The 13,963-nt window shown below is 40.5% G+C and carries 14 protein-coding genes; 13 read left to right on the forward strand and 1 reads right to left on the reverse strand.

Annotated features, from left to right (window positions below; translation table 11 throughout):
* Positions 1 to 340: 340 nt before the first annotated feature.
* The 13 genes from fdxB to HC643_RS03360 all read left to right on the forward strand — a co-directional run bounded on the left by fdxB (position 341) and on the right by HC643_RS03360 (position 13,717).
* Positions 341 to 634 (forward strand): ferredoxin III, nif-specific, encoded by a 294-nt coding sequence (gene fdxB / locus HC643_RS03300; protein ID WP_038081203.1) that lies wholly within the window; start codon positions 341 to 343, stop codon positions 632 to 634.
* Between the two features lie 370 nt (positions 635 to 1,004).
* Complete coding sequence (locus HC643_RS03305; RefSeq protein ID WP_038081177.1) at positions 1,005 to 2,000, forward strand: cytochrome c oxidase subunit II; 996 nt, start codon at positions 1,005 to 1,007, stop codon at positions 1,998 to 2,000.
* Positions 2,001 to 2,085: 85 nt separating this feature from the next.
* Positions 2,086 to 3,786, forward strand: coding sequence for a cytochrome c oxidase subunit I (ctaD, locus tag HC643_RS03310; protein ID WP_038081179.1), 1,701 nt, complete (start codon positions 2,086 to 2,088; stop codon positions 3,784 to 3,786).
* Positions 3,787 to 3,888: 102 nt separating this feature from the next.
* On the forward strand, positions 3,889 to 4,503 hold the full coding sequence (locus HC643_RS03315) for a cytochrome c oxidase subunit 3 (RefSeq protein ID WP_137986424.1): 615 nt from the start codon (positions 3,889 to 3,891) through the stop codon (positions 4,501 to 4,503).
* Between the two features lie 270 nt (positions 4,504 to 4,773).
* Positions 4,774 to 5,259: a hypothetical protein gene (locus HC643_RS03320; protein ID WP_038078555.1), complete on the forward strand. Its 486-nt coding sequence runs from the start codon at positions 4,774 to 4,776 to the stop codon at positions 5,257 to 5,259.
* Positions 5,260 to 5,340: 81 nt separating this feature from the next.
* Positions 5,341 to 5,952 carry a cysteine dioxygenase family protein gene (locus HC643_RS03325; protein ID WP_038078552.1) on the forward strand — a complete coding sequence of 204 codons (612 nt, stop codon included), beginning with the start codon at positions 5,341 to 5,343 and terminating at the stop codon, positions 5,950 to 5,952.
* A gap of 81 nt (positions 5,953 to 6,033) precedes the next feature.
* Entirely contained in the window at positions 6,034 to 6,516 is a 483-nt protein-coding gene (locus HC643_RS03330; RefSeq protein ID WP_038078550.1) for an ArsC/Spx/MgsR family protein, read from the forward strand.
* A gap of 922 nt (positions 6,517 to 7,438) precedes the next feature.
* Positions 7,439 to 7,810 (forward strand): Nif11-like leader peptide family natural product precursor, encoded by a 372-nt coding sequence (locus HC643_RS03335; protein ID WP_162002338.1) that lies wholly within the window; start codon positions 7,439 to 7,441, stop codon positions 7,808 to 7,810.
* 263 nt (positions 7,811 to 8,073) lie between these two features.
* Positions 8,074 to 9,261: a radical SAM protein gene (locus HC643_RS03340; RefSeq protein WP_038078549.1), complete on the forward strand. Its 1,188-nt coding sequence runs from the start codon at positions 8,074 to 8,076 to the stop codon at positions 9,259 to 9,261.
* A gap of 51 nt (positions 9,262 to 9,312) precedes the next feature.
* Complete coding sequence (locus tag HC643_RS03345) at positions 9,313 to 10,209, forward strand: hypothetical protein (RefSeq protein WP_167844613.1); 897 nt, start codon at positions 9,313 to 9,315, stop codon at positions 10,207 to 10,209.
* A gap of 41 nt (positions 10,210 to 10,250) precedes the next feature.
* Positions 10,251 to 11,447, forward strand: coding sequence for a cupin domain-containing protein (locus tag HC643_RS03350; RefSeq protein ID WP_038078547.1), 1,197 nt, complete (start codon positions 10,251 to 10,253; stop codon positions 11,445 to 11,447).
* Between the two features lie 33 nt (positions 11,448 to 11,480).
* Complete coding sequence (locus HC643_RS03355) at positions 11,481 to 12,380, forward strand: cupin domain-containing protein (protein ID WP_050046124.1); 900 nt, start codon at positions 11,481 to 11,483, stop codon at positions 12,378 to 12,380.
* Positions 12,381 to 13,093: 713 nt separating this feature from the next.
* Positions 13,094 to 13,717 carry a Uma2 family endonuclease gene (locus HC643_RS03360; RefSeq protein WP_038078545.1) on the forward strand — a complete coding sequence of 208 codons (624 nt, stop codon included), beginning with the start codon at positions 13,094 to 13,096 and terminating at the stop codon, positions 13,715 to 13,717.
* A 97-nt stretch (positions 13,718 to 13,814) separates the two neighbouring features.
* Here the strand turns inward: HC643_RS03360 and HC643_RS42495 are convergent, their stop codons facing one another.
* The gene (locus HC643_RS42495; RefSeq protein ID WP_082051770.1) at positions 13,815 to 13,949 is read right to left on the reverse strand and encodes a WG repeat-containing protein; all 135 of its coding nucleotides are present in this window, start codon (positions 13,947 to 13,949) and stop codon (positions 13,815 to 13,817) included.
* Positions 13,950 to 13,963: the final 14 nt, after the last annotated feature.

Genomic DNA, 13,963 nt, shown 5'->3' on the forward strand with positions numbered 1-13,963 from the left:
CCTTGCACCTGCTTCCATTCGTAACATTCACAGGAATGGAGTAGTATACACAACTCTCAATCCTTTGAATGTGGAGGTAGAATTAGTGGCTGTTTGGCGACAGGATGAAACTTCTACTGTCCAACTCATCTAGCTCTCTTCTAAAATATGCTCTCTTTTCTCTAACTTTATTTTAAATAAATCGCATTTAAATACCAAAAAAATTTAAAAAGACTTTTGTAAGTCAGAAAACTTTAATGAAATCCTAGATTGTTGGAAGAAGTTAAGAATGTAAAAATAACCTTATGTTAGTATGAACGAAAGAGTAACATTTGTAGATGTACTGACAGAAGGAAAAATCATGGCAACCGTAACAGGATTGACATTTGGTGGTAAAACTTGGACACCTAAATTTGTGGAAGCGATCGATCAAGAAAAATGCATTGGTTGTGGCAGATGTTTTAAAATTTGCGGCCACAATGTACTGCTGCTAAAAGCAATGAATGAAGAAGGTGAATTTGTAGAAGATGAAGATGATGATGAAATTGAAAAGAAGGTGATGACGATCGCTAACAGAGACAACTGTATTGGTTGTGAAGCATGTGCCAAAATTTGCTCCAAAAATTGCTACACCCATACTGCTTTAAATAACTAAGAATGAAGGATAAAGGATAAAGGGTAAGTTTTGTCATTTTCACTTCAATTTCAAACTTTATACTTTATCCTTCATCCTTAAGAGTGACTGAATTAAAAGTTTGTAGTAAACAAAAATGTAAATTGCAAGTTGTCTGCGGTGAACATATTAAACCTTGCTACCAATACCCTAATCAATTGTTAAGACTAAAGCAATCTTCTCTACTACTAGTTAATCTTGAAGAAGAAGACTTCTCCACCCCGATATAGAGAGATAGTCTTAATGAGAGTAGATAGTTGTTAGTGGTTGAGAGCCAAGCAGTTTTCCAACCACCAACGACTAGCCACTAACCACTAAACCCTAACCCGTTCTTTGTAAAGAGCAGGCATTTATGCAACAAATTCCTGTTTCACTATTGACCCTAGTTGCTGGAATGGTCGTCACGCTTTTCAGCATATGGGTTGGACAAAACCACAGTTTATTACCAGTACAAGCATCGCAACAAGCGCCTCTGGTAGATGGTTTTTTTAACATCATGGTCTCCATTGCCACTGCTTTGTTTATTGTGGTAGAAGGAACCATTTTACTTTTTCTAGTTAAATTTCGTCGCCGTCGCGGAGACGATACAGATGGCGTACATGTAGAAGGAAATCTTCCGTTAGAAGTTTTTTGGACTGCGATTCCATCGATTATTGTTATCTGTCTCGGAATCTACAGCGTTGATGTTTATCAACAGATGGGAGGGTTTTCAGCAGGACACCATTCCCCATCTCATGTAGCCCAAATGCCAGGAAGTGCAATTGCTGCTACCCTGAATGATACCTCATCAAGTCAGTCAGAAACAGCAACGACGTCTTCAGCAACTCCAAAATATGGCTTTGGCGGAACTCCACAAACACAAGATAACCCAGCTGAGTTGGTTGTCAATGTTACGGGAATGCAATTTGCTTGGGTATTTAACTACCCTGAGAGTGGTGTCAGTACAGGAGAATTACACGTTCCTGTGGGTACAGATGTACAACTGAAGATTTCTGCAACCGATGTAATTCACTCTTTTTGGGTTCCCCAATTTCGTTTGAAGCAAGATGCAATTCCCGGTATACCTACTGAATTAAGATTTGTAGCTACCAAACCAGGTACATATCCGATCGTTTGTACGGAATTGTGCGGCGGCTACCACGGTTCAATGAGGGCGCAAGTTGTCGTTCACAACTCTCAGAAAGAGTTTGACAACTGGTTGGAAGAAAACCTCGTTGCTCAAAAGCAAGAATTGCAAGAAGCTGTTGCAGTGAAGCCTGCAAATTTATCAACATCCGAGTTTCTCGCTCCCTATGTTCGAGACATGGGAATCCAAGGCGAAACTCTCAAGTCATTGGTTGGTAGTTAGTCGTTAGTAGTTAGTGGTTAATAGTTAGTAACTAATTTAACTAATAACTAACAACTAACAATTAACACTTAACAGAGGAAAAAATATGACCCAAGTAGGACTTCCACCAAACACTCCACCAGAAAAAAGTCAAGGCGAAATTCAAGTCGCGACACATCTCCACCCCTCACATCCTCAAGCGTGGAAATGGTATGACTACTTCACGTTTAATACCGATCATAAGGTGATTGGTATCCAGTATTTGGTTACAGCATTTTTGTTTTATCTCATTGGCGGACTGATGGCTGTTGCCATGCGTGCCGAACTGGCAACCCCAGATGCAGATTTGCTAGACCCCAACCTATATAATGCTTTCATGACCAATCACGGGACGATCATGATCTTCTTATGGATCGTACCTAGTGCAATTGGTGGATTTGGGAACTATTTAGTACCATTGATGGTTGGTGCTAGAGATATGGCTTTCCCGAAACTGAACGCGATCGCCTTTTGGTTAAACCCACCCGCAGGATTGTTAATACTTGCTAGTTTCTTTTTTGGCGGTTCGCAATCTGGTTGGACAGCTTACCCTCCTCTAAGCTTGGTGACTGCTAACGCCGCCCAAACTTTGTGGATACTTGCCATTGTGTTGGTAGGAACTTCTTCGATTTTGGGATCGCTGAACTTTGTCATCACTATTTGGAAGATGAAAATTCCCAGCATGAAATGGGATCAACTCCCTCTATTCTGTTGGGCAATTATGGCAACTTCAGTACTGGCACTTGTATCTACTCCAGTCTTAGCAGCAGGGTTAATATTGCTGTTGTTCGATCTCAATTTTGGGACATCCTTTTTTAAACCAGATGCAGGTGGTAATGTAATTATTTACCAACACTTGTTTTGGTTCTACTCCCACCCGGCAGTTTATCTGATGATTCTGCCAATCTTTGGTATTATGTCTGAAGTCATCCCGGTTCACGCCCGCAAATCTATTTTTGGATATAAAGCGATCGCTTATTCAAGTTTGGCAATTTGCGTTGTGGGATTGTTTGTCTGGGTACATCATATGTTCACCAGTGGTACGCCCGGTTGGATGCGGATGTTCTTCACGATTTCGACCCTAATTGTTGCCGTTCCTACTGGTGTCAAGATTTTTGGCTGGGTTGCTACCCTTTGGGGAGGTAAAATTCGCTTCACATCAGCCATGCTTTTCGCCCTTGGCTTACTATCCATGTTTGTCATGGGTGGATTGAGCGGTGTGACCATGGGAACTGCTCCCTTTGACGTTCACGTTCACGATACATACTACGTCGTAGCGCACTTCCACTACGTCTTATTTGGTGGTTCTGTATTTGGTATTTATGCCGGCATCTATCACTGGTTCCCCAAAATGACGGGACGGATGCTCAATGAACCTTTAGGTCGCATTCACTTCATCCTCACTTTGATTGGCACTAACTTGACCTTCCTACCCATGCACGAATTGGGTTTGCAAGGAATGCCCCGAAGAGTTGCGATGTACGATCCGCAATTTATCTCGCTCAATCAGATTTGTACTTACGGTGCCTACATCTTAGGGCTATCAGTAATTCCATTTACTATCAATATCATTTGGAGTTGGATTGCCGGAAGAAAAGCCGAAGACAATCCTTGGAATGCACTCACCTTAGAATGGACAACAAGTTCACCACCCATAGTTGAAAACTGGGAAGTTCTACCCGTTCTTACACACGGTCCCTACGACTACGGTTTGGATAGCCATAATGCTGCTCCACAAACTAGTGAAAAGGCTGTTCCTGCACAGTAGTTCTTCGGTCCCAGGCTCAGTCTGGAAATACCTCGTTCCCAGGCTAAGCCTGGGAATACCAACCTTGAGGCTCCGCCTCCAATATTGAACTAAAGATTTATGATGGACGCAGCAAAAAATATTAACAACCCCGTTGCTCTAGAAACAACGAGCGATCGTCACGAAGAACATCCAGATTTACGAGTCTTAGGACTCTCAGCATTCCTTGTTTCTGAATCCTTAATGTTTGCCGGCTTTTTTGCCACGTATCTCTTGTTTCGAGGTGGTGCTGATGTTTGGCCTCCACAGGGAACAGAAGTAGAATTGTTGTTACCTACAATCAATACCATCATTCTGGTATCAAGTAGCTTTGTCATTCACCTAGGTGATGCTGCCATTAAGAAAAATGATGTCCAAGGAATGCAAAAGTGGTACAAAATCACTGCTATCATGGGCGCAATTTTCTTACTCGGTCAAATCGTTGAGTACTTAACCTTAGGATACGGTCTAACTACCAATATCTTTTCTAACTGTTTTTACTTAATGACTGGTTTCCACGGGTTACACGTTTTTGTGGGACTGTTATTGATTTTAGGCGTGTTATGGCGTTCCCGGCGTCCCGGTCACTATTCTGCTACCAAACACGTTGGGATTGAAATGGCAGAAATTTACTGGCACTTTGTGGACATCATTTGGATTGTTCTTTTCACCCTACTCTATATTCTGACACAGTTTTGAAATGGCTAATGGCTAATGGTGAGACCAGCCCTGCAGGCGGGTTTCCCGCCGTAGGGGACTGGCGAACCCGGAGGGCTAATGGCTAATGGCTAATGGCTAATAGTCCTAACCTGTAAATAGGTTTCTAACTAACGTATAGCCTTTGCAGATCTTGTAGCATGTGTTTTGCGTATAGCGTAACAAAGGTATAGAGCGTATAGTCATGAACAATTAGCTAATAGCTAATAGCCATTAGCCATTAGCTATTAGCTATTACCCAGTAAAAATTTTATGCAAAGTGAAGCAGATAAATTTTCGTGGTTCCAAATTCCAGAAGACATCAAAAAGTTATTGATACTTGCAGCAGAAAACTGGGAAAATACTTTGGAATCCGATAAGTATATGAATCAAGCCTTAGCTAAAACAGGAGAATATACAGAGATTTTAGTAGCTGCCTACAGATATTTTTTTTACAAAAATAATTACATAATGGCACTGCAAACAGCAACTAAAGTTATAGATAGAATTAAAGAAGCAGAACAATTTCCCGAACAATGGGAGCAACTTAAACCAATATTAGCTACTCGGAAAGATGATTGTAGAATCAGATTATACCTCAATGCATATGCTGCTTCAGGTTTAGTGTTAGCAAAGCTAGGAGAAATAGAGCAAGCTAAAGAGATTAGTGCTAGAGTAAAAGAAATAGATGATAAAAATGAGTTTGGGGCTGGCATTTTATATGATATCTTGACACGTCCCAAAGAAGAAGACGAATAAAAAAGTGATTTTTGGGTCTTAGGTAATTAATCCAAAATCCAAAATCGAAATCGAAAATGACTTAATTTATTCATAAAAGTTATGAAAGGTAGGGATTGGTTTGTCACTGATGACGGACAGTATCAAGCCTGTCAATCAGTTAGACCCTGGGATTTATTAAGAGAGAATTATCGTCTCTATCGGTTTCTAACTGAAGTAGAAGATGTTCTTAGTAGTATTGAAGATGAGACTAGCCAACTTCCAGAAATTCGGATGTTGGTAAGGCGTTTAATTGTGAACTCTTACTGGGTACAAAGTCGATATTTAGAACCTTGTACCAAAACAGGAACCTCTATTTTACTCCTGTATGATGAATTAGGTTTTCCATTTACCGTGCAAACTGTGACATTTGCACCAGGTACTGTGTCAACAATTCACAATCATGGAACTTGGGGTGTAGTCGCAGTCTTAAAAGGCGAAGAGAGAAATACTTTTTGGCAGCGAATCCCTCATTCAGATTCTCAAGACAAAATTGACCGAACTGGAGAACTGACTCTCTTCCCTGGAGATATTATTAGCTTTACTCCTGATGCTATTCACAGCGTAGAAGCAGTTGGCGAGCAACCAACTGTAACTTTTAATATTTATGGAGAAACTCGTATGCGAGAAAGATTTGAGTTCGATCCAGTTAACTTTACTGCTAAAAATTTTTAACTGAATTAGCAGGTTGTTAGTTGTTGTTTATGACCACTAAGAACTAACTACTAACCACTAACCATTGATGGAGATAACTTTATGGCAAGAATCATTTTTTATGAAAAACCAGGCTGTAGAGGTAGTGTTAAGCAAAAAACTTTACTAACTGCTGCAGGTCATCAAGTTGTAGCTTACAATTTATTGACCGAACCTTGGACGGCGGAACGTTTGCGCTCATTTTTTGGCGATCGCCCCGTGTCTGAATGGTTTAATCGCACTGCTCCACGAGTACAATCCGGAGAGATAGTTCCTGACAAGCTCGATGCTGAAAGCGCTTTGCTACTCATGCTTAAAGACCCTATACTCATTCGTCGTCCTTTGATTGAAGTTGGCGATCGTCGTGAGGTCGGTTTTGATGTGGAACTCCTAGATGGATGGATTGGTTTAAAGCCTGTAGATGAGTCTTTGAAAGAAGTGAGTGAGACTCTCATGCAACAAGACTTGCAAAATTGTGCTCACGGACACGGACACGGACACAGCGAGCACAAACACGAACACGGTTCTGGCTCTTGCAAGCACTAGTGGATAAGTTGTGAGGTATTTAATTTTCTCATGTTGGCTGAAGGGGGATAGTAGGAGAAGATTTGGCTGACCGCTCTCTCGTTTCTGATGGTTCGTCATATAAATTCTCATAAGCAATCCCTTTGCCAGCCCTACAGACTGGAAGTCTGTGGCTACATAAAACAAGCCCACCTGCGTGGGCTAAAACCTAAAGCCCACGCAGGTGGGCTTTGTTTGTGCCGAGGCAGCGCGTTGCCCAGAGCAGCGCCGTGCGGAGAGAAGTTGCGGCTTGGGGGTTTCCCCCAATAGCAAACTTCGGAGGGTTCCCCCCGTTGAGGCGACTGCGGGGGGTTCCCCCCGTTGTAGCGCCTGCCGTCCACATTTCTAATGTGAGGGCGTTTTGGCAAAGGTATTGATTTTTAGTCAAAGTATTGCTGGTGGCGTAGGCTTGGGTTGGATGTTCTATATTTTTCTAGATACTAAATAATTTCTCGTATAAATTTTCATTTTTTTCTTTATACTTTCTTAAGATTTGTACAACCACCAAAGCCAAAAATTATCGAGTATACTTGTGGCACCCAAGTACCCTTATTCAGTAATTATACCCAACTAAAAGTTAAACAACTCAGTTAACTTTTAGATCGGGTATAAAATGCTCAAGGTTTTATAGCAATCCTATTTGATTTATGAAATACACATAGGGGAGCCATCCTCGTATGCGGGTTACTCGCGCACGGTGGTGTGGCATAGAGCACGTTACCTTGCCTAAAGTACTTAGAATTTTTACGAATGATTTAGGATTGCTATATAAAAGTCAAATATGGTTAGTAAATTCAGCCAATTTTCCTAGCGTATTAGACATTACGGGCTTTGAATGAGCATTGTTATCACAATACTTACTGAAGCGTTACAAGTACACAATTATTCAAATCAAGAAGTAACAATGTCACAAGAAACAGTCGTTCAATTTTTTGATGCTGCATTTCAGGATCAAATCATACAGGGACAATTGAATTATGCTTTTGCTGCGATCGCACCAGAAGCCCTGATCCAAATTGCTGGCGAGAATGGTTATAGTTTTACAGCTGGAGAATTACAAGCGGTTTTAGAACAACAGGCGGAATTGTCTGATGAACAGTTAAATTCCGTGGCTGGAGGTAGAGCGGCATATTTTGTCCGTGAAGGCGGTCCTATCTTTGCACAAAAGCAGTCCTACGATTCTCCGATGCGCGATGAATTAGGTGACGAAGAGGTTGATTTTGCCACGAATTCCAATACCTCTGCTGTGGAAGCCTTTCGCTCACTTACAGATTGATCGGTAACCATACTCTTGAGCTTGGTTGATGGGGAGATTTGATAAATGCTGAGATCTTCCCAATCCATCAAGCTGAGTGAAGCCTATAAGATTTTTCTGAAAGACATAAAATCATACCAATTTGAACAAAGAATGCGATAGATAGTTGGACTAAAGCAAGCCCAGAAAAGGCTTTCTCAATTTAAAATCTCAAATCCAAAATGGTATCAGCGTTTAACTCATAACAATCAGTACTATTTATTAAGTTTTTCTTGGAAGAATTTATGACATCTGGCGAGAAAAGAAAAGTTCAATTTGTCATTAAAAGTTCTAAGTTTTGCAATCTTCGCTGTCGTTACTGCTATGAATACGCGGAGTTAGGCAATCGTGAAGCGATCGCACCAGAGCAGTTAGATCGGATGTATGCTCATATTGCCAGTTATTACAGTCGCCTCGATCGCCCGGTAGAGATCCAGTTTATTTGGCATGGTGGTGAACCTCTTTTACAACATCCAGACTATTACTGGCGAACTTTTGACCGTCAGCAACAAATTTTTGGAGAACTGGCTGATTCCGTTACAAATACTGTTCAGACTAATTTGACTGTACTGAACAAACACCAGATTCATTTGTTGCGGGAAGGATTTGATGGTGTAGGAGTTTCTATAGATTTATTTGGGGGTCTGCGGGTTAATCAAACAAACGTAGATTCTTTAGACAGAGTTTTAGCAAATATGGATTGTTTGCGCTCTGAAAAAGTGCGTTTTGGATGTATCACGGTTTTAACTCAGTTGAATTTACCTTATTTGGAAGAAATTTATAAATTTTATAACAAAATAAAAATACCATTTCGAGTTTTACCACTCTTTAATGGAGCATTTGATGGACAACATCAAGGATATGAAATCAGCCCTAATGAGGTTTTAATCGCTTATTGTACCTTGTTCGATCTGTGGTTGGAAAGTAAAAAACCAGTCATTGTTAGACCAATTATTGATTATATTAAACAGGTAATTCAATACTATACTCCTAATACAAAACCAAATTTCTATAATAAAAGAGAATGGGAATCTATTTATTTGGTCAATATCAATGGTGACATCTATAGTTATGCAGATGCTTATAACATTGACTTTTGTCATGGCAATGTGTTTGCAACGCCTATGGAAAATATCATTCTTAGCTCAGGACATCAAAAAGCTATAGCAGCAGCAGAAAAACGCATGGCGTCTGCATGTCATTCATGTAAATATTTTGGCAGTTGTAGTGGTTATCCCGTTGCAGAAGAAAGTGTAATTCACAATCAAATGGATGAAGTAGGTCACGCCCACTGCACGAAAGAAAAAGGAATTTTGCAGTATATCGAGAAACGTTTAAAAGAAACTGGAATCATTAATCCAATAACACGCCAAGTCAATATCAATCAAGATTATATTTCTAAACATATCTTGGGTTTGGATATTTCCGTATGATTTTGTGGCAATGGAAATCGACTAGCTTATTAATTGATTTGAGAGGAGACTATGTTAGCCCAAAGTAAATTGATATGCGTACAAGAAGGAACCAAGGTTGTTTTGGATACTAATGTAGTTAGCCAAAGCCCCAGAATCTGGCTGAGTTCGGGGACGACACGGGAAATTCAACCCTTACCAGAACATATCAAATATCGCCCTGATTCGTTCGTACCCAAAGAACCATGGAAAGAACCGAACCCAACAGAATATCACCGTCTTGGTATTAATGAACCGCTCTCCCACCTTAGTTCTTGGGATCTGGGATCGTATATTGGTGTTTGTCGCTTTCCAGATGAGATTTTAGCACCATTGGAAGTCATACTTGAAGAGTTAAACACGAGAACTAAAACACTTCAATACTATCCACCTGCTAATACGCACCCAGAATATCAGAGTGCAATGACCAAAATCATCAATTATTTATCCTATTATTGTCTGTCGCATGAGCCACCAAAACTACTGGGTCTGCAAGTGACATTACCCGGATTGCGAACACTCACAATGGAGAACGCCGATTATTTTGTAGGAATGCACCTTGATAGTTGGGATCGAGCACCACTCAGACGCAGGCATAAATCCAGAAATCGGATCTGTATTAACTTGGGACGAGAAGAGCGCTTCTTTTTATTTATTAACCTCCCACTTATGCAGATGTTCGAGGCTCTAGGCTTTTCTGACGACGAAGTTTATAAGCATTATCGAGGGACAACCGTAGGCGATGAGTTTATGAAAAAATACCCCGATTATCCGGTCGTTAAATTGAAAGTAGCACCGAGAGAAGCGTATATTGCTCCGACAGATAACTTAATCCATGATGCTTCTTCTGTAGGTAAGCAATATCCTGACATTACGTTGTCTTTTATTGGGTATTTTGGCATTCCATTTGGTCAAAATCAAGAGCATTAATTTACAAAACAACACAGCTTTCCTGTAGAGAATTGCAAGCAATGTCTGAAATAGAATTCGATTTTCAAAAACTGATTCACCCCCTCGACACGGATATCTTTTTGAAAAACTATTGGGAGCAGCGATCGCTCTTTCTTGTTCGAGGAAAAGCAGATTATTATGCCAATCTTTTTTCAACAGAGTACATAGACGATCTCATTCGCTTTACCGACCTCAAATTTTCTGACTGTAGAGTGTTTAAGACTAAAGAAGGAGTATCCGTTGAACCCTATACAAAGATAGGACCAGATTATGCAAATTCCTATTCAGCAAATCAACTTTACGATGCTTATCACCAAGGGAACACATTCTGTATTCAGAAAATTCAAGATCGCTGTAAGCCAGTTGCTACTTTTTGTCGGAATTTAGAACAATTTCTCAATCATCCTGTAAATATTAACCTATACTTAACACCTAAAGGTGCTCAAGGATTTCCACCGCACTATGATACACACGACGTTTTTGTACTTCAGATTGCGGGATCGAAACACTGGCAAATTTATGAATATTTATCGGATTTGCCCCTCGTTACCAGAGGTTATGCAGTCGATCCGAAAAACTTAGACACGCCAACCCATAATGTTTGTTTGCAGGCGGGTGACTTATTGTATATTCCCCGTGGTTGTGTTCATGAGGCAATGACCTCAGACAGCTCCTCATTACATCTGACAGTGGGAATTTGTGTCTTTGAGTGGGCAACTCTCATTCAGGAAGCGATTTTATCTATCGCCGAACAGAACGTTCATTTCCGCAAAGCACTACCAGTAGGCTTTATCCATCGGAGCGAAGCTATGGCATCGATGAAAAATCAATTAGCAGAACTTTTGCAAGTCCTTGCTGATAAGGTCAACCACGAAGACGCTATAGAACGGTTAACCAAACGTTTCATTGGAGGGATGTCTCCACTCCCTGATGGACATTTTATCAGTTTGGATGCAGTTAATGAAATCGATCCCAATACTACTGTTGCTAAGCGAAAGGGAATGATTTGTCATATCACCAGAAAAACGGATTCAGTAACCATTCAATTCCCAGGAGGAACCGTTGAGGGGCCGCAGTCCATTGAGCCAGCGCTTCGCTTTATCACCAACTCAGAACAATTTCTCGTCAAAGACCTTCCAGGTATCCTCAGCAGTCATAGCAAAGTAGTTCTGGTGCGACGTTTGGTTAAAGAAGGACTGTTAATGATTCAACGCTAATCCCAAGCACCAAAAGTCTGAATGTAACAAACAATGTCTAACCCAGATTTTGATTTTGAGAAATTAATTCAACCTATCGATTCACAAACCTTTTTAACCAATTATTGGGAGCAAAAACCACTTGTTTTGATGAGAGAAGATGCAAATTACTATGTTAGCCTTCTCTCAATGAAAGAGATTGACAATATCATATGTTTCGCTAATTTGAGATCGGGCGATATTGAGACTGATTCTTTAAATCGCTCTAGTGATTTTAAATATTCTGATTCCCATACAGTTCCTAGTATTAATCACCTTTACCAAGCTTATTCTCAAGGTCATACTTTACTTATACACGAGCTTCAGTACCACTGGAAAGCAATTGCTGCTTTCTGCTGTCGTCTGGAACAATTTCTCAATCATCCTGTAAATGCAAACCTGTATTTAACACCTAAGAATTCACAAGCCTATCCAGCGCACTTTGATTTAAACGACGTTTTCATTCTTCAATTAGAAGGTGCTAAACTCTGGCGCATTTACGATTCCTTTTTAGATTTACCCACTGCTGCTCACATCCAAGCAATACCAAAAAAAATACTAGACGCATCGCCACGGGAAGTTTATCTCCAAGCTGGTGATTTATTGTATCTCCCTCGTGGTTTTGTTCATGAAGTGCTTGCTTTAGAAAGTTCCTCGTTGCACCTTACAATTGCTATAGATGTCTTTAAATGGAGTCACCTCATAACTGAAATGCTTGCATCTGCCACGGAGCAAAATGTCCGCTTTCGTAAAGCACTACCAGTCGGCTTCCTTCATCGGAGCGAAGCAATGGAGTTGATGAAAACTCAATTAGCAGAACTCTTGCAAGTTTTGGCTGCTAATGTCGATCGCGAAGATGCTGTGGAACAGCTGACCAAACGTTTCATTAAAGAAAAATTTCCATTGGCGATGTGAATTCTCTAGCAATCCTATTTGAGATCTCAACAAGAGAGATAAGAGAGACAAGGGAGACAAGGAGGACAAGGAGGACAAGGAGGACAAGGAAGAGGTGTTTGTAAATCATGTAGGACTGCTATATCAGTTATTGAGGTCAATCTATCCAGAATTCTTGCCTTCACGGCTACTCACAGATTGGGATTTTTCGTGAGTTTGCTCAACCGCGTAATACTAGAGCAAATACTTCCCACTTCCTTACGGCTCGTCTACAGAAGGTGCTGATACTGCAATTATTCTTCAGTCATTTCCTCTTCATCTTCCTCCTTAATCTCTTCCCAATCACCCCGTGCCAAGCCACGCTTGTGTTGCACCAGAATAAATTCGCCTTACCTATTCCTCAAATATTCCCCCGTCCCACTTAAAAATCTAGGTTATGACCAACAATGTAACAAAAAACACTTGTAGAGAAGTCTCTTTACCATTAAGTTTTGAAAATGATTATATATTGGTAGGAAATTGGGACTTTTTTAGTTGAAATCTTTATTTGACTTTCTAGAGTTCTTACTGTCCAGTGGACTGTTAGCCGCAAGAGTACTGCGCCCCAGCGCGAAGCTTGGGTGTAGGGAATTGCAGTTGAGCGAGTGCTTTTTCTAGAAGATATAATGGTTCGCGAATACTCTTCGTAAAATGAAAAGAATGAACAGTAAAAATCAACCCTACCAGTAGCTTTTATGACCCAAACACTACCACTACAAAAGCTATTTACCTTCAATGAATTTATTGAATGGTATCCAGAAAACTCACCCCGGCGCTACGAGCTACACAACGGAGTCATAATTGAGATGCCCCCACCAACTGGCGACCATGAAGATGTTGTAGGTTTTTTGATTGAACAAATCGTAACTGAATTTAAGCAGTGTAAGCTACCCTATACCATCCCAAAATCCGCTTTAGTTAAAACGCCTCATGGTGAATCAGCCTACATACCCGATGTATTGGTACTTAATCGGGACAATTTAAAAAATGAACCATTGTGGAAAAAAGAATCGACTGTTATCTACCCTGAATCTGTACCGTTGATAGTTGAAGTAGTTTCAACAAACTGGCGTGATGATTATCATAATAAATTCGGGAATTATGAAGAGATGGGAATACCCGAATATTGGATTGTAGATTACGCTGCATTGGGCGGGCGTAAGTTTATTGGCAATCCCAAACAACCTACAATTACTGTTTGCGAATTGATTGACGGTGAATATCAAATGGCCCCGTTTAGGGGCGATGATTTGATTGCGTCACCTACTTTTCCACAGTTGAATTTAACCGCACAACAGGTATTTAGCTCTGTGATTTAATGAAAAATCCCCTATCGCTTTCTCCAGTGGTAGGGTATAGTTATGTTTTTGTAAAATTATACTTTGGCACTATTGTACTTTTAGACAAAACTAAAAGTTAACCTAATTTACGACGGTTGTTTTCTACAATCTGCACTACCGCGAGTCCTTCAGAGATGGGTATGGTAGCGTCAAACTTTGGTGGGACAACTATTTTTCCAATTTTATTAATATAACCCCACTTGCTACCTATTGGGGCTGTCGCCC

The sequence above is a fragment of the Tolypothrix bouteillei VB521301 genome (assembly GCF_000760695.4).
GTDB lineage: Bacteria > Cyanobacteriota > Cyanobacteriia > Cyanobacteriales > Nostocaceae > Scytonema > Scytonema bouteillei_A.